This is a genomic window from Pseudomonas sp. LBUM1666 (assembly GCF_059695775.1).
Genome location: NZ_CP166789.1, coordinates 6,137,176 through 6,151,622 on the forward strand (window position 1 = coordinate 6,137,176; position 14,447 = coordinate 6,151,622).

A 14,447-nucleotide genomic window follows, 5' to 3' on the forward strand; every position below is an offset into this window, starting at 1 on the left:
CGTCCCTGTTTACGGCTGCGACTGCGGCTGGACCGCGGCCGGATCTAGCTGCTGATAAGGTTGCAGAACGGTTTCGCGTTGCTCGCCCAATACCCAGGCGAAGCCCGAATACATCACCACCAGGCAAACCACGGTGAACAGCACCACCATCCACGCCGGCACGATGCGCACCAGGCTGCGGCGCTGATCGTTCAAGCCTTCCCAATGGGGCGACAGTTCGCGAGGTACGTCGCCGCGAAGTTGGCGAATCTGGCGATACAAGGCGTCGCGGATGCCTTCAAGCTCGAGCATGCCGCGGGCTTGTACGCGGTACTTGCCTTCGAAGCCCAGCGACAGGCACAGGTACATCAGCTCCAGCATCGGCAGGTGCTTGACCGGGTTTTTCGACAGGCGATCCAGCAGCTGGAAGAACTTCTCGCCGCCGAAGGTTTCATTGTGGAAGCTGCTGAGCAGGCTCATCTGCGACCACTCGCTTTCGTTGCCCCACGGCGTGGTCACGACGGCTTCGTCGACCACGGTGCAGAGCACGTAACGCGCGGCCATCACCTGGCTGCTTTCGGCGCCGTTGTGCAGTGCCCGCACTTCAAACAGTTTCAGCCCGGCAGTCAGTCGCTCGTTGAGCGCGTACATGTCTTCGCGGGTGTCGCTGTGCTTGAGTCGCACCACTTCCGACAACAAGTCGGAGGCGGCTGCGACCAGCGAATTGAGGCTGATGTTGAAGGCTTCGGCCGGGCGCAGGCGCGCGGCATAAATCATCCGTTCTTCCAGCTGTTCAAAGCGCGGCGGTGCGGCGAAATCGGTCAGCGGACTCTGCGCCGGGCCGTGGCCCTGGCGGTCGAGCAGGACGGTTTTATCGTCCTGGTTATGTTCCATGTCCTTGATCATGTCGGTCAGTTCCTGATGGCCCAGAATTTCAGTTCAAGCTCGGCAAATTCGCCGGACACGTGGAACGCGAAGCCGCCGGAGCGTTCGAGTTGTGCCAGGTCTTCGGAACTGAGTTCGAGAATGAAATAGGTTTTGTTGGAGTGGAACGCGATCTGCCGCGGGGCCACCGGCAACGGTTTGACCTTGATGCCCGGCAGATGCAGGTTGACCAGTTGGCGAATGCGCTCCACCGGGCCGACCTTGAGGTGCGCCGGCAAGCGATGGCGCAGTTCTTCGGAGTCGCAGTTGGCACTGGCGGCGAGCACGAACGAGGCCGAGCCCAGCAGTTTGTGGTCGTGCAACGGCGAGACGATGATCCCGTACTGACGCGCTTGCAGCACCAGTTCGATGGCGTGCTGTTCGAGCACCATCGACAGCACCTGACGAATCGCTTCCATCAGTTTGCGGAAGCTCGCGCCTTGGTCGCTGTGCTGGTAGCGGCTGTCCAGACGCGGGCGTTTGCTGTCGCTGGAGAAGGTCGCCAGATCGCCGAGCATGGTCAGCAACGTGCGGTACAACTCTTCCGGGTGAACCTGCTCCAGGCCGAGGTAGTGACGCAGCAGCAGTTCGGTGCGGTTGATCAGTTGCAGCATCATGAAGTCGCCGACTTCCGCGCCACCGACTTTGCCGTTGGAGCGGATACGCTCGGCGATGGTGTCGCCCCGGTGGCCGAGCATGCTGATCACTTCTTTCAGACACGACAGCAGGTAGCTGGACGAATGCGCCTGGATGTAGGTCGGCACGAAATCCGGGTCGAGGCTGATCACGCCGTCGGGCGTGGTGTCGAGCACTTCGCAGATCTTCAGTTTCACGTAGGCCTGGTCGCTCTGCTGCTCACCGAGCAACAGTTTGAAGTCCGGGCGACCGCAGCTGACCTGGCTGGCGGAGTCGTCGCCGGCGTTGGAGTCGGCGACTTCCGCTTCATACGCGGTGTAGCGCGCCAGCACGTCGGACTGCTCCGGACGGCGCGACTCGATGTGGTTACCGGTGACCAGCGGCAGCGCCAGGTAGATCGGCGTGTTGCCGGTGTTCGGCGGCACGTCGAGCGCCAACGGTTCGGTGTTGCCGCCGAGTTCGAACAGGCTGCCGTCCGGCAGAATCCCCGAGGCCTGGCTGATCACCAGTTTGCCCATGTTGAGGAACTGCAAGTCGATGTCCAGGTTCAGGAAGCCCCAAGTGTAGCTGCCCAGCAACTGCGTGCGGGTCTTCATCTGGTGGTCGTAGTAGCGATCGTTGTGCTGGAAGTGCTGCGGACGCAGCAGCATGCCTTCCTGCCAAATCACTTTATGGGAATTCATGATCAGTCATCCGCCTTGGCGAGCGTTTCATTGCTATTGCGAATACCGGCCTGGTCGAGGGTCAGATCAGCGTTGGTGACTTCCACCGGGGTGACTTGCACCGTGTAGCGCCATTTGGTTTCCGGCAGATCGCGGTAGGCGGCGAGGATGCCGACGTAGCGACTGCCCTCCTCCACGCTAAGTTTCATCTCCACGGTTTCACCGGGACGCAGTTCAATTTCTTCGCTGGCCACCAGGTCCGGGGCCAGGGATTCCTTGGCGCGCTCGTACAGGCTGAAGAAGTCAGCGTTCTCGAACGTCACCGGATGCTTGAGCTCGAACAGACGCACAACGATCGGCGACGGGCGCCCGTTGAGGTCCGGGTTCAGCTGATCACTGGCGGTCAGCTTCAGGTTGAGTTTGGTGACGTGGGAATACGGCGACAGCGACGAGCAGCCAGCCAGCAGCACCAGGGCCGCGAACGCCATCAGCGTCTTGAAAAAAGCGGTCGAGCAGCGAGACATGCGCATCATCCTTGGTGGTCGGTGTGAAGGGTGGAAATCAGGCGGATCTGTTCTTCGTAGGCCTGAGCGAAGTCGCGGGCCAGCAGGCGCTCGCTCCAGTCATCGTCCTGACGCAGGGCCTGGTGATAACGACCGTAAGCCCTCCAGCGACTGCCGGACGTGGCGAGCAACGGCTTGTTGTCGCGCTCGAATCGCAGGGTCAATTGCTGTGGCGAGAAGTGCTCCAGCGTGCCGCGAACGGCAGCGCGACTGGCGGTCAGCAAGGCCACCTGATGCGCCTGCAAATCGCGGAACGCACGGGAGATCGCCTGCTCGGCCGGCAACTGGCCCGGCTTGTTCGGCTGCAACAAAATGCCCAGCGCTTCACCGGCATCGACGGCAAATTTAAGCGGGTTTTTGTTCGTGCCTTGCACGGTGGTCTGGGCCAGACGCAGTTCGTTTTTCAACTCGCTGCGGGTGCGCAGGCTCTGCTGCAAACCGCCGACGCTTTGCTTGAGCAGGCGTGCAGCGTTCAGCGCCAGCGCTTCGCGGGCATCGTGGTCGAGGCCTTTGAGGTCCACGCCCAACGCCGCGCCGAAGTGCTCCCAGAAACCTTCGCTCTGACGCTCGACCGCTTTGGGCGGTGGCGCGGGAGTAGGTTCTGCGGGAGCGTTGATCAGCTCCGGCACCATCAGGCTTTCCATATCGATGCGCGCATAGTCGGCGCGCTGACGGGTGTCCTCGATCGTTGTGCTCGGGGAGATCAGCTCGTCGATTTCCGAGTACACGCGCTCTTGCTGATCGAGGGCATTGAGCGGGTCGAGATCGAGAAACGCATCGTCCGGAATGATGCTGCCTGCCGCTTGCGGACGGCCGACTTCGACGTCGAAGGTCGCCGGGTCGCGTACCAGCCGCGCACGGATCTCGAAGTCACCCAGCACGTAGACACTGCCGTGCTCGATGCGCATCGCTTCGCCCTTGCGCAGGCGCGCACCGCTTTCGCTGTCCTGGATACCGTTGCTGCTGGTATCGGTCAGGAAAAACGTGCCTTCGCGGTAGCTGATCAACGCGTGGTGGTTGGACAGGTGACGCTTGCGGTCCGGGATGATCCAGTCGCAATCCTCACCCCGACCGATCACGCCACCGGCCTGTTTGAAGGTCTTCTGGCACAAATCCGTGGGCACGAACTGCTTGGTGTTCAGCATTTCGAAAACCAGTTCCATGGTGATACTCCTTGCGGTCACTTGCCGCGATTGACCGCCTGCGGATCACCCAATGGGCGATAGGTGTTGTCGTTGTATTTGTAATTGCCGCTACAGCCGCCGAGGCCGCATAGAACGACGAGGGTCAGCAGGACGGCTTGCCAGTGACGAACAGACATCAGAGGGTCTCCAGGGGTAGACAAAGTACAAAGCGCCGACCCGTTTGGGCGGCGCTGTTAGAAACGGATGAGGTGAAATCGACGGTCGTTTGCCTAGCCATCGAAATCACCCAAATTGATATTCAGGCGCCCGAGGCGGTACAGCAGTGTGCGGCGAGGCAGCCCGAGTTCGCGGGCCGCGAGGGTCTGGTTGCCGTCGTTTTTGCGCAGACAATCGAGCAACAAACTGCGCTCGACCTGTTCCAGGCGTTCGCGCAGGTTCAGGCCGCTGCTGTCGTCCGGCATGGCTTCCATGCGCAGAGAGAAATGCTCGGCCAGTAACTCGCCGCCCTCGCACAGCAGCACCGCGCGTTCGACCAGGCCTTTGAGTTCACGCACGTTGCCGGGGAAGGCGTAACCGGACAGGTGATCCAGCGCCGCATCGGACCAACACACCGCATCGCGCTGCAAGAACGAGCACGCCTTGTCGGCGAAGTGCCGGGCCAGGTCGAGGATGTCGCCTTCGCGCTGACGCAAGGCCGGCAACTCGATCGGAAATTGCGCGAGACGGTAGTACAAGTCCTCGCGAAATTTGCCTTCGCTGACCAGCACCGATAAATCCCGGTGCGTCGCGGCGATGATGCGCACGTCGATCTTGTGGGTGTCGTTGGAGCCCAGCGGACGGATCTCGCCTTCCTGCAACACCCGCAACAGCTTGGCTTGCAGGGACAACGGCATGTCGCCGATTTCATCGAGCAGCAAGGTGCCGCCGTTGGCCGCGTCGAACAGCCCGGCACGGTCGCGATCTGCACCGGTGAAGGCACCTTTGCGGTAGCCGAACAGTTCGCTTTCCAGCAGGTTCTCGGGGAACGCCGCGCAGTTCTGCACGATGAACGCCTGAGAACGGCGCGGACCGCAATCGTGAATCGCCCGCGCCACCACTTCCTTGCCGGTGCCGGTTTCGCCGCGCAGCAGCACGGTATACGGGCTGTGCAGGACCTTGCTGATCAGCGAATAGGTCTGGCGCATGGCCGAACTCTTGCCGATCAAACCGTAACCGCTGGCGCTCGGGACGCTAACCTTCGCCGGTCGTGCCTCACCGGTTGGCTGACGCAGACGTTGCAGCAAATGCAGTTGGCCGAGCACGAACGAACCGAGCTGCCCGAGGGAATCGGCAAAGCCTTGCAGGTCGATGTGCCGGCGACTGGCGCACAGCAGCAAGCCTTCGACGGCTTTCTGCTGATTGACCAGCGGCACGCACAACATCGACTGCCAAGGCATGGCCTGAGGCGGCAGGAAACTGGTTTCGTGCAGGCTGCCGCTCAACTCGCTGAGGCACACCACGCGGTTCTGGCACAGGGCAAATTGCAGCAGTTGTTCACCGTTGTAATCCGCCGGCAGGCTCGCCGATTCCCGGGGTTGCAGGATGCCGTTGAGGCACTCGGCGTTCATCCCCAGGCACGTGTGAGTCGCGTCCAGCAGGTACAGCTGAGTCAGCTCGCAACCGCTGAGCTCGGCCAAGCCGCGCACGAAGTCACCCAGTAGCGCAGCACCGTCCGCCGCGCGCGACAGGCTGGCGAATTGCGCCAGCAAGGCTTCGGCATAGACCAGTGGTTGCGGCACTTGAGTGAACATCACACCCACCTCAGGCGAACTCGCACGTCACGCTGGCGTTGCCGTCGAGCGTCGCGTGGACACGCTTGAGGCTTTCGCCCGTGGCCATTGCATCGAGCAAGCGGTCGGCCACCAGCGGCAGCACGTGCAGGTCCAGTAAATGGTCGATCAGGCGCGCGCCACTGTCGCTTTGGGTGCAGCGTTCGGCCAGGTGATCGACGAGGTCTTGCGAGTAAGTGAAATCCAGCTGACGACGGTTCAAGCGCTCGCCCAAACGGCCGAGTTTGATTTCGATCAGCTCGCGCAGCACCGGGCCGCCCACCGGGTAGTAAGGCACCACACGCATGCGCGCCAGCAGCGCCGGTTTGAAGTGTTTGCTCAGCACCGGGCGGATGGTTTCTTCAAGGACTTCGGCTGATGGACGTGCGCCGTTTTCGCAGAGCTCGGCGATGCGGTCGCTGCCCAGGTTCGAGGTCATCAGGATCAGCGTGTTGCGGAAGTCGATCTCGCGCCCTTCGCCGTCGTTGGCCACGCCTTTGTCGAAGATTTGGTAGAACAGGTTGAGCACGTCCGGATCAGCCTTTTCGACTTCGTCGAGCAGGACGACGGAGTACGGTTTCTGACGCACGGCTTCGGTGAGCATGCCGCCCTCGCCGTAACCGACGTAGCCCGGCGGCGCACCGATCAGGCGCGAGACGGTGTGCTTCTCCTGGAACTCGGACATGTTGATGGTGGTGATGAAACGATCACCGCCGTACAGCAAGTCCGCCAGGGCCAGTGCGGTTTCGGTCTTGCCGACGCCGCTTGGCCCCACCAGCAGGAACACGCCGACCGGTGCATCGGGTTTGTTCAGGCCGGCAGCGGTGGCGCGCATCGAGCGGTCCAGTGCGTGAACGGCTTGTTCCTGACCACGGATGCGGGTGCGCAAGTCGGTAGCGAAGCTCGCGACCTTGGCATTGTGCTCACGGGCCAGTTGGGCCAATGGCACACCAGTCCAGGCGCTGATCACTTCGGCGACCAGACGCGGGCAGACTTCGAAGCTCACCAGACGTTCTTTGACTTGCAGTTCAGTCAGGGTTTTGTGCGTTTCGTTGAGCGCGGCTTCCAGGGACGCAACGCTTTGCGCTTCGTCCACAGGGGCTTCGAGGGTTTCAATCACAGTGCCTTCGGCGTCTTCCTCAACCGTGACAGTGGGCTCGACTGCGGCAGCTTCGCGGGCCTTGGCCAGTTGCTGACGCAGGTCCAGCAGGCGCTCGGCCAATTCTTTCTGCTCAGTCCAGAGGGTTTCTAGCGCAACCCTTTCGTCATCGGCGGCAGCCAGGCGATCTTCCAAAGCGTCCAGCGCTTCGTGATCGATCAGCAGACCGGCCTCGGCATCACGGCGCAGGGCCTGACGCTGACGGCCACCTTCAGCCAGTTCGCCACGCAGGCGTTCAAGGCTTTCCGGTGCGGCGGCGAGGCTGATGCGTACGCGAGCGCACGCGGTGTCGAGTACGTCGACGGCTTTGTCCGGCAGCTGACGGCCCGCGAGGTAGCGAGCAGACAACTCAGCCGCCGCAACCACTGCGTCGTCGCGCAGGTAGATGCCGTGGCTCTTCTCGTAGACCTGAGCCAGGCCACGAAGGATGGTCACTGCTTCGCTGACGGTCGGTTCGTGCAGTTGCACCGGCTGGAAACGACGGGCCAGGGCCGGGTCTTTTTCGAAGTACTTCTTGTACTCCGCCCAAGTGGTGGCAGCGATGGTGCGCAACTCGCCACGGGCCAGGGCCGGTTTCAGCAAGTTGGCCGCGTCGGAACCACCGGCATTGCCCCCCGCGCCGATCAGGGTGTGGGCTTCGTCGATGAACAGGATGATCGGTTTCGGCGAGGCTTTGACTTCGTCGATCACGCCTTTGAGGCGCCGTTCGAATTCACCTTTGACGCTGGCGCCGGCCTGCAACAAGCCCATGTCCAGCGACAGCAGCTCAACACCTTTCAAGACTTGCGGCACTTCACCAGCCGCGATGCGCGAGGCCAGGCCTTCGACAATGGCGGTTTTACCGACGCCGGCTTCACCGACCACAATCGGGTTGTTTTTGCGGCGACGGGCGAGGATGTCGACCATCTGACGGATCGCGCCATCGCGGCACAACACCGGGTCGAGTTTGCCGTCGCGAGCCTGTTGGGTCAGGTTGTGGGTGAAGCGCTGCAGCAGCGACTCACCGGGCACGGCCGGTTTGCCCGTGGCCGGTTGTTCTTTCTGCGACAGGGCGAACTCTTTCAGGCGCTCGATGTTCAGCTTGGCCAGCAGCGACTGGTAACGGCTGCCGGCGTAGCGCATCGGGTTGCGCAACAGCGCGAGGATCAACGCGGCTTGCTCGACCTGGCTTTGGCCCAGTTCAAGGTTGGCCACCAGCAACGCGTCTTGCAGCCACTGCACCAGTTCCGGGGCGAACACCGGGTTGCGCGAAGCGCTGTGCTCGACCCGCGATTGCAACGCGGCGCTCAGTTCACCGGCATCGACTTCGGCGTCTTGCAGCGCGCGTGCGAGCAAGCCCTGCGGGCGCTCCAGCAAGCCCAGCAGCAAGTCTTCGACGAGGATTTTGCTGCCGCCACGGGCGACGCAACGCTCGGCCGAACTTTCCAGATCACGACGGGTTTCGGCGTCCAGCGCCTGGATAAGTTGTTGCAGGTCTACGTTGATCATTGGTCATCTGTCCTTAATGAATTTTGCTGCCCAGGGTCACCACGCCGTCCGCTTTTTCGCGGCCGAGCCAACTGGTCCACCCCAGGCGACAGGCGTTCTGCTCACCGATGCGCAGTTCGCGGATTTCTTCCTGGCGCAGCACCAGGCGAATGTCGTAATCGAGCGGGTCGCGCAGGGTGAACCGCACCAGCGCGCAGAGCGGCTGGTAGCCGAAACCGATCGGCAGGAATTCGTGGAAGCGTTGCCAGTCGAGTTCGCGGATGTGAATGCGGAATTTGCCGCTGCGGTCGCGCACGTGTTCGCCCAGCACCAGGTCTTCACCGAGCAGGCTGTTGGCGCGGCCTAGACGATTGCGCTGCTCGTCGAGGATTTCGACGCGGCGCTCGATGCACTGCTCGATGGTCAGTTCGGCGTGCTTGAAGTAGTAACGCAGCACCGCTTCGATCAGCGCCGCCGAGTGCGCCCGCAAGCTGAGCAGGCCGAGGTACGGCAGCAGGCGTTTCCAGTTCAGTTCCTGGGCCCGGCGGATCTCTTCACCACCGAGGCCGATGAGCGCGAACAGTTGCGAAGAAAACGGGTCGAGGGCACCACTCTGGAAGCTTGCGCGGTAGCGGTATTTTTTCCAGATCGGCAGCATCAGCCGTTGCAGGCGATGGTGGAACAGGTCGAGGAAGTTACGGGTCGGGTTGCCGTCTTCGCTATCGCCCAGGGCCTGTTCGCCGTAGAACGCCGGCAGCGGCGAACCGGAACCGACCAGGCCGATCAGATTGAAACGCAGACGCGCGCGCATCTGCCCGTGCTCTTCGAAAAACTCCACGCGATCGACGTCACTGCCGGGGAAACCCAGGCTCGGATTGGCCTGGAATTCCAGCTGGTCGTACAGGTCGTCTTCGCTCAGGTACGGGTGCGCCTCGCGCAGCCGGTCAACCACCAGCAGCACGGCCTGAAACAGCGAGTACTCGCGTATTACCCGGGTCAGCCCGCTTAAAGCAGGGGTTGCAGACCCATACGTGGTGTCCATTGGTACACCTCTCCCTGTGTGCTTTTTACTCGCAGCTCGTGGTACGAATTGAGACTGGCGTAAAGCGCGAAAAACTCGTTAAGAACCGAAGCGAAAACGAACAGGTCGCCCTCACCGATATACCCTTCCGGGTCGATGGTCAGCTCGGTGCGCAACCCCCGTACCGGCAACCCTCGGTGCAAGCGGTCGACGTGTTGGTGCTTGATCGACTTGAGCCCGCCCAGCAGGCGCTTGCTGACTTTTTCAGCGTGTTGGTCGTAATAGCGCGGCAGGTCGTAGGTTTCGAGAATCACCTTCAACGCATTGACGTCGGCCAGCGACAGATAGTTAAGCGACATGTTGCTGATCAGCTTCCAGAGGAAGTCACGGTTCAGCGGCGGCGCATAACTGGGCGTGGCCGGGGTGATGTTGCGGAAACTGAGGAACTCCGGCGTCTCTTCGCAGGCCATGCAGATGTCGCCGAGTTTGAGCTTGCGCGGCAGGTTCTGGTTGGTGCACATCAGCTCGATCGACAGGGTTTCGTGGGCTTCGGTATGACGGATGCCGAAGCTCAGGTACGTGTCGAGGCCGTCGTGCAACGAGGATGAACGCTGGCGGATGCTGTAGTGCGGACGGCTGTTGGGCACGTCGAAACTCGGGTCGTGCTCGAACGATTCGAACGGCACGTACTCCTGATAACCAAGGCCGCCGGGCTTCCACCCGGTCACAGTTTCCACCGAAAACACACCGCAGTTTTCCAGATCGTATTCGGCCGGCAGCAACAGGTATTCGTCCTGCTTGCCGTCGAGGCGGATCGGCAACGCATCGTGCTTGAACAGGTTCACGATCGGCGTGCAATAGAGCTTCACGTTGTCCAGCGTCGGACGCAGGCGCTGGATGCCGCTCTTGCGAATATCGAAGCGTAATTCCAGGCCGCGCATCTGCTTGAGCGTGTCTTCCGGCAGGGCCTTTAGCAGGTCCAGACCGTTGATGTCGACGAACAGGAATTTGTCCTGGAAGGCGAAGTATTCCTGCAGGTAGCGGTAGCCACGGAAGGTGTTCAGCGGATACGGGATCAACGCCTCTTCTTCGGCAAAACCCACCGGTTGCACGCGGTCGCCGGGCATCTTGAACGCCATCGGCGTGCCGTTGACGCCATTAATTGGCTTGCCGGCACCGTCCAGCGGGATCAGCTCGATGCCTTCCAGGTTGCGCAACAGGCTCAGGTACAGCATCTGGCTGATGTAGCGCTCACCGGCGAAGTGCAGACGCAGACGACTCAGCTCCAGCTCACCGAGGTGACCGTCAGCGCTCATCTCCAGACGCAGACTCAACAGCGAACCGTCGCCTTTCACCGAGTAATTCAGCGCGGCCAGGTCCAGCGGCAAGACTTCGGTCGGGTAGCAGGTACGGAAACGGCAACGCACGTCATCGATCAGCACACTCTCAACCGGAGTGTCGCGCTCGACCATCAACGCAGGTCCCGATCGCTTCAACGGGTCGAACTGCAGAATGCTGAACGCCGGCAGCGGGCGCATGTAGTTGGGCCACAACAAATGCATCAGCGAATGGCTGAGCTCGGGCAGTTCGTCGTCGAGCTTCTGACGCAGGCGACCGGTCAGGAATGCAAAACCTTCCAGCAACCGCTCCACGTCCGGATCCCTCCCGGCCTGACCCAGGAAAGGCGCCAACGCCGGGCTACGCTCGGCGAATCGACGACCTAACTGGCGAAGTGCGGTGAGTTCGCTTTGGTAGTAGTGGTTAAACGACACGGGTTACCTGCCTGGTATTGAATCTCATGAATAAAACGTCCTGTAGAGCGCAACCGTCAGACCGGCACAGACGTAGCCGGCGATCAGCAGGTAAGGCAAAACAAAGATCCAGCCGAACGTCATGAAGAAACCATCAGACTGCTCGGCGAACGCACGGCTCAAGCCATAAATCACCCACGGCACGGCGTAAAAAGGGATGAACTTCAAAGGCGCCAGCCAAACCATCCGCAGCGCTTGTTGCTCATCTCGACCCTTGACGGCCCGGGTCATCCACAGCGAAAACGCACCGTACCCGGGGATGCCCCACCACAGCAGGTACAGCCACTCGGAATGGGTGGAATCCAGCTTTGAATACACGCCACCCCACAGGCCGCTGAAGAAAATCGCCAGCAACGTTGGGAATGGCCACCACAAGGCAACCATGAGGAAACTCCGTCGCCCTCTGCTAAGCATGATTGGCCACCGATTGAGGGGCGCTGTTGAGCTCTTCATAAAACTCGAAGTAATCGAGCCACGCCTGCGGGATCACTTCGATACCTCCCTGCACGACGGTTTCATGGCCAGGACTACGCCGCCAAATGCCAATTACCCGATGATCACGGTCCCGGACCCGGCCGTAACCTTGTTGCCATGAGTCCCCACCGAGTCCACGGTGGCGGCAGGTTTGCCGTTAATCAAAACGGTCGCCGACAACCCACCGACCATCGCACCACCACACGCCGAGGCATCGCCTTGGCGGGCGGCCGCGAGGCCGTCGAAGAACACGTCGCCGGAACCGGCGACAATCGGGTTGGTGCCGTGGCCGGGGAGCGGGCAAGCGGTAGGGTCGGTGACACGTGCTGCGGGTTTGCCGGACATAGGAGACTCCTTAGTTGACCTTCACTTGACCGCTGCCATCCAGGCGCGCGGCGAAACTGACCTGACGCTTGAAACCATCAACTTCCAGCAGGCCTTCGATGCTGAAGGACAGGCGAAGCTGATCGTGGTCACGCGGCAGGGAAATGACACGCACATTGCTCAGGCGTGGCTCGTAGGCTTCGATGAAATTTTCGATGGCCAGACGGGCCTGACTCAGGGAGTCGTGCAGGCTCAGACGCATGTCATTGAGATCGGGTAGCCCGTAATCGGACAGCGTTTGCACGCTGCCCGCACGGGTGCTGAGCATCTTGGCCAGATGGGCAGCCACGGACGCCATGGCGGAGACCTCGCGGCTCCAGCCGACGCGTTTGTCCGCGTCGCCACCCAGGCGTTCGAAAAGGCTGCCGTATCCAGTCATGAGTTAGCTCCGCTTACTCTTTGTCCAGCTTGCCAACCAGCGACAGGGTGAAATCGGCACCCATGTATTTGAAGTGCGGGCGCACGTTCAGGCTGACGCGGTACCAGCCAGGCTCGCCTTCAACATCGCTGACGATGATCTGGGCAGCGCGCAGTGGACGACGGCCACGGACTTCGGCACTTGGGTTTTCCTGGTCGGCCACGTACTGGCGGATCCACTTGTTCAGTTCCAGCTCGAGGTCGGTACGTTCTTTCCACGAACCGAGTTGCTCGCGCTGCAGCACTTTCAAGTAGTGAGCCAGGCGGTTGACGATCATCATGTACGGCAGTTGAGTGCCGAGCTTGTAGTTCAGCTCTGCGGCCTTGCCTTCTGCGCTGATGCCGAAGAACTTCGGCTTCTGCACCGAGCTCGCGGAGAAGAACGCCGCGTTGTCGGAGCCTTTGCGCATGGTCAGGGAGATGAAGCCTTCCTCGGCCAGTTCGTATTCACGACGGTCGCTAACCAGAACCTCGGTAGGAATCTTGGTTTCGATTTCGCCCATGCTTTCGAAATGGTGCAACGGCAGGTCTTCAACCGCGCCACCGCTCTGCGGGCCGATGATGTTCGGGCACCAGCGGAATTTGGCGAAGCTGTCGGTCAGCTTGGTGCCGAACGCGTAGGCGGTGTTGCCCCACAGGTAGTGCTCGTGGCTGTTGGCGACGGTTTCTTTGTACACGAACGATTTGACCGGGTTTTCTTCCGGGTCGTACGGGTTACGCAGCAGGAAACGCGGCACGGTCAGGCCAACGTAACGGGAGTCTTCCGACTCGCGGAAGCTCTGCCATTTGGCGAATTGCGGGCCTTCGAAGTGATCTTTCAGATCCTTCAGGTCCGGCAGACCGGTGAAGCTTTCCAGGCCGAAGAATTTCGGGCCGGCCGCTGCAATGAACGGCGCGTGGGACATGCAGGCAACGCTGGACACGTACTGCATCAGTTTCACGTCCGGCGAGCTTGGGGACATGAAGTAGTTGGCGATGATCGCGCCAACCGGCTGACCACCGAACTGACCGTATTCAGCGGTGTAGATGTGCTTGTACAGGCCAGCCTGCATCACTTCCGGCGAATCTTCGAAATCGTCCAGCAGGTCTTCTTTGGAGACGTTGAGGATTTCGATCTTGATGTTTTCGCGGAAGTTGGTGCGGTCGACCAGCAACTGCAGACCACGCCACGACGACTCCAGGGACTGGAAAGACGGGTGGTGCAGGATTTCGTCCATCTGGCGGCTGAGCTTGGCATCGATCTCGGCGATCATGCGGTCAACCATGGCCTTCTTGACTGGCTCACCGTTGTTCTGCGGCTTGAGCAGCTCTTCGATGAAGGCCGAAACACCGCGCTTGGCGATGTCATAGGCTTCGTCGTCCGGCGTCAGGCGGGTTTCGGCGATGATGCTGTCGAGAATGCTGTATTCGCCGTTCTCTTTGCTCTTTTGCTGTGCTGCGCTAGTGCTCATTGTGTTGGCTTCCTTGGCTGATAGAGACTCAGGCGTCCTGGGCTGCGGCGTTCAAGCCCAGCTCACCCAGTACGCGACCGCGGGATTCGTCGTCGGCGAGAACGCCTTCGATGGCTTTGCGGAACGCAGGCGCGTTACCCAGCGGACCTTTGAGGGCCACCAGCGCGTCGCGCAGTTCCATCAGTTTTTTCAGCTCAGGCACTTGCTCGACCAGGCTGGCCGGGTTGAAGTCCTTCATCGAGTTGACGCGCAGTTGCACGCCCAGCTCTTCAGTGCTGCCCTCTTCCTGAAGGCGGTTCGGCACGTTCAACGTCAGGGTCAGCTCTTGCTTGGCCAGCACTTCGTCGAAGGTCATCTTGTCGATGCTGATCGGCTTGCGATCTTCGACTTTACGTTCGTCCTTGCGGTGGGTGTAGTCACCGATTGCCAGTAGTTTCAACGGCAGTTCAATCTCTTCCTGAGCACCACCGGTGGCAGGTTTGAAAGTGACGTTGATGCGTTCCTTGGGGGCTACCGAGCCTTCTTTGGCCATGGCTATTCTCCTTG

13 protein-coding genes and 1 pseudogene are annotated in these 14,447 nt (G+C 61.2%); all 14 read right to left on the minus strand.

The window, feature by feature from the left end:
• Positions 1-9 precede the first annotated feature (9 nt).
• Positions 10-885 carry a type IVB secretion system protein IcmH/DotU gene (gene icmH, locus ACA056_RS28380; protein ID WP_149631550.1) on the minus strand — a complete coding sequence of 292 codons (876 nt, stop codon included), beginning with the start codon at positions 883-885 and terminating at the stop codon, positions 10-12.
• A gap of 5 nt (positions 886-890) precedes the next feature.
• Entirely contained in the window at positions 891-2,222 is a 1,332-nt protein-coding gene (tssK, locus tag ACA056_RS28385; protein WP_046045022.1) for a type VI secretion system baseplate subunit TssK, read from the minus strand.
• 2 nt (positions 2,223-2,224) lie between these two features.
• Positions 2,225-2,725: a type VI secretion system lipoprotein TssJ gene (tssJ, locus tag ACA056_RS28390; RefSeq protein ID WP_140893251.1), complete on the minus strand. Its 501-nt coding sequence runs from the start codon at positions 2,723-2,725 to the stop codon at positions 2,225-2,227.
• Positions 2,726-2,730: 5 nt separating this feature from the next.
• The gene (tagH, locus tag ACA056_RS28395; RefSeq protein ID WP_497269412.1) at positions 2,731-3,927 is read right to left on the minus strand and encodes a type VI secretion system-associated FHA domain protein TagH; all 1,197 of its coding nucleotides are present in this window, start codon (positions 3,925-3,927) and stop codon (positions 2,731-2,733) included.
• Between the two features lie 17 nt (positions 3,928-3,944).
• On the minus strand, positions 3,945-4,085 hold the full coding sequence (locus ACA056_RS28400; protein ID WP_008150087.1) for a hypothetical protein: 141 nt from the start codon (positions 4,083-4,085) through the stop codon (positions 3,945-3,947).
• Positions 4,086-4,178: 93 nt separating this feature from the next.
• A complete protein-coding gene (locus ACA056_RS28405; RefSeq protein ID WP_497269414.1) occupies positions 4,179-5,699 on the minus strand; it encodes a sigma-54 interaction domain-containing protein in 1,521 nt (506 codons plus the stop codon).
• 10 nt (positions 5,700-5,709) lie between these two features.
• On the minus strand, positions 5,710-8,364 hold the full coding sequence (tssH, locus tag ACA056_RS28410) for a type VI secretion system ATPase TssH (RefSeq protein WP_497269416.1): 2,655 nt from the start codon (positions 8,362-8,364) through the stop codon (positions 5,710-5,712).
• Positions 8,365-8,377: 13 nt separating this feature from the next.
• Positions 8,378-9,385 (minus strand): type VI secretion system baseplate subunit TssG, encoded by a 1,008-nt coding sequence (gene tssG, locus ACA056_RS28415; RefSeq protein ID WP_033059313.1) that lies wholly within the window; start codon positions 9,383-9,385, stop codon positions 8,378-8,380.
• Positions 9,349-11,136 carry a type VI secretion system baseplate subunit TssF gene (gene tssF, locus ACA056_RS28420; protein WP_497269418.1) on the minus strand — a complete coding sequence of 596 codons (1,788 nt, stop codon included), beginning with the start codon at positions 11,134-11,136 and terminating at the stop codon, positions 9,349-9,351. The genes tssG and tssF overlap by 37 nt, the downstream gene beginning before the upstream one ends.
• 24 nt (positions 11,137-11,160) lie before the next feature.
• On the minus strand, positions 11,161-11,559 hold the full coding sequence (locus tag ACA056_RS28425; protein ID WP_497269420.1) for a hypothetical protein: 399 nt from the start codon (positions 11,557-11,559) through the stop codon (positions 11,161-11,163).
• 165 nt (positions 11,560-11,724) lie between these two features.
• Positions 11,725-11,994: pseudogene (locus tag ACA056_RS28430) on the minus strand (PAAR domain-containing protein); the annotation flags it as partial.
• Between the two features lie 10 nt (positions 11,995-12,004).
• Complete coding sequence (gene tssE / locus ACA056_RS28435; RefSeq protein WP_008150080.1) at positions 12,005-12,412, minus strand: type VI secretion system baseplate subunit TssE; 408 nt, start codon at positions 12,410-12,412, stop codon at positions 12,005-12,007.
• A gap of 13 nt (positions 12,413-12,425) precedes the next feature.
• Entirely contained in the window at positions 12,426-13,901 is a 1,476-nt protein-coding gene (gene tssC, locus ACA056_RS28440) for a type VI secretion system contractile sheath large subunit (RefSeq protein WP_497269422.1), read from the minus strand.
• Positions 13,902-13,929: 28 nt separating this feature from the next.
• Complete coding sequence (gene tssB, locus ACA056_RS28445) at positions 13,930-14,433, minus strand: type VI secretion system contractile sheath small subunit (protein ID WP_008150078.1); 504 nt, start codon at positions 14,431-14,433, stop codon at positions 13,930-13,932.
• Between the last annotated feature and the right edge of the window lie 14 nt (positions 14,434-14,447).

Coding starts and splice junctions, on each gene's coding strand:
- icmH (WP_149631550.1), bottom strand. CDS start 885: ATGATCAAGGACATGGAACATAACCAGGACGATAAAACCGTCCTGCTC.
- tssK (WP_046045022.1), bottom strand. CDS start 2,222: ATGAATTCCCATAAAGTGATTTGGCAGGAAGGCATGCTGCTGCGTCCG.
- tssJ (WP_140893251.1), bottom strand. CDS start 2,725: ATGTCTCGCTGCTCGACCGCTTTTTTCAAGACGCTGATGGCGTTCGCG.
- tagH (WP_497269412.1), bottom strand. CDS start 3,927: ATGGAACTGGTTTTCGAAATGCTGAACACCAAGCAGTTCGTGCCCACG.
- ACA056_RS28400 (WP_008150087.1), bottom strand. CDS start 4,085: ATGTCTGTTCGTCACTGGCAAGCCGTCCTGCTGACCCTCGTCGTTCTA.
- ACA056_RS28405 (WP_497269414.1), bottom strand. CDS start 5,699: ATGTTCACTCAAGTGCCGCAACCACTGGTCTATGCCGAAGCCTTGCTG.
- tssH (WP_497269416.1), bottom strand. CDS start 8,364: ATGATCAACGTAGACCTGCAACAACTTATCCAGGCGCTGGACGCCGAA.
- tssG (WP_033059313.1), bottom strand. CDS start 9,385: ATGGACACCACGTATGGGTCTGCAACCCCTGCTTTAAGCGGGCTGACC.
- ACA056_RS28425 (WP_497269420.1), bottom strand. CDS start 11,559: ATGGTTGCCTTGTGGTGGCCATTCCCAACGTTGCTGGCGATTTTCTTC.
- tssE (WP_008150080.1), bottom strand. CDS start 12,412: ATGACTGGATACGGCAGCCTTTTCGAACGCCTGGGTGGCGACGCGGAC.
- tssC (WP_497269422.1), bottom strand. CDS start 13,901: ATGAGCACTAGCGCAGCACAGCAAAAGAGCAAAGAGAACGGCGAATAC.
- tssB (WP_008150078.1), bottom strand. CDS start 14,433: ATGGCCAAAGAAGGCTCGGTAGCCCCCAAGGAACGCATCAACGTCACT.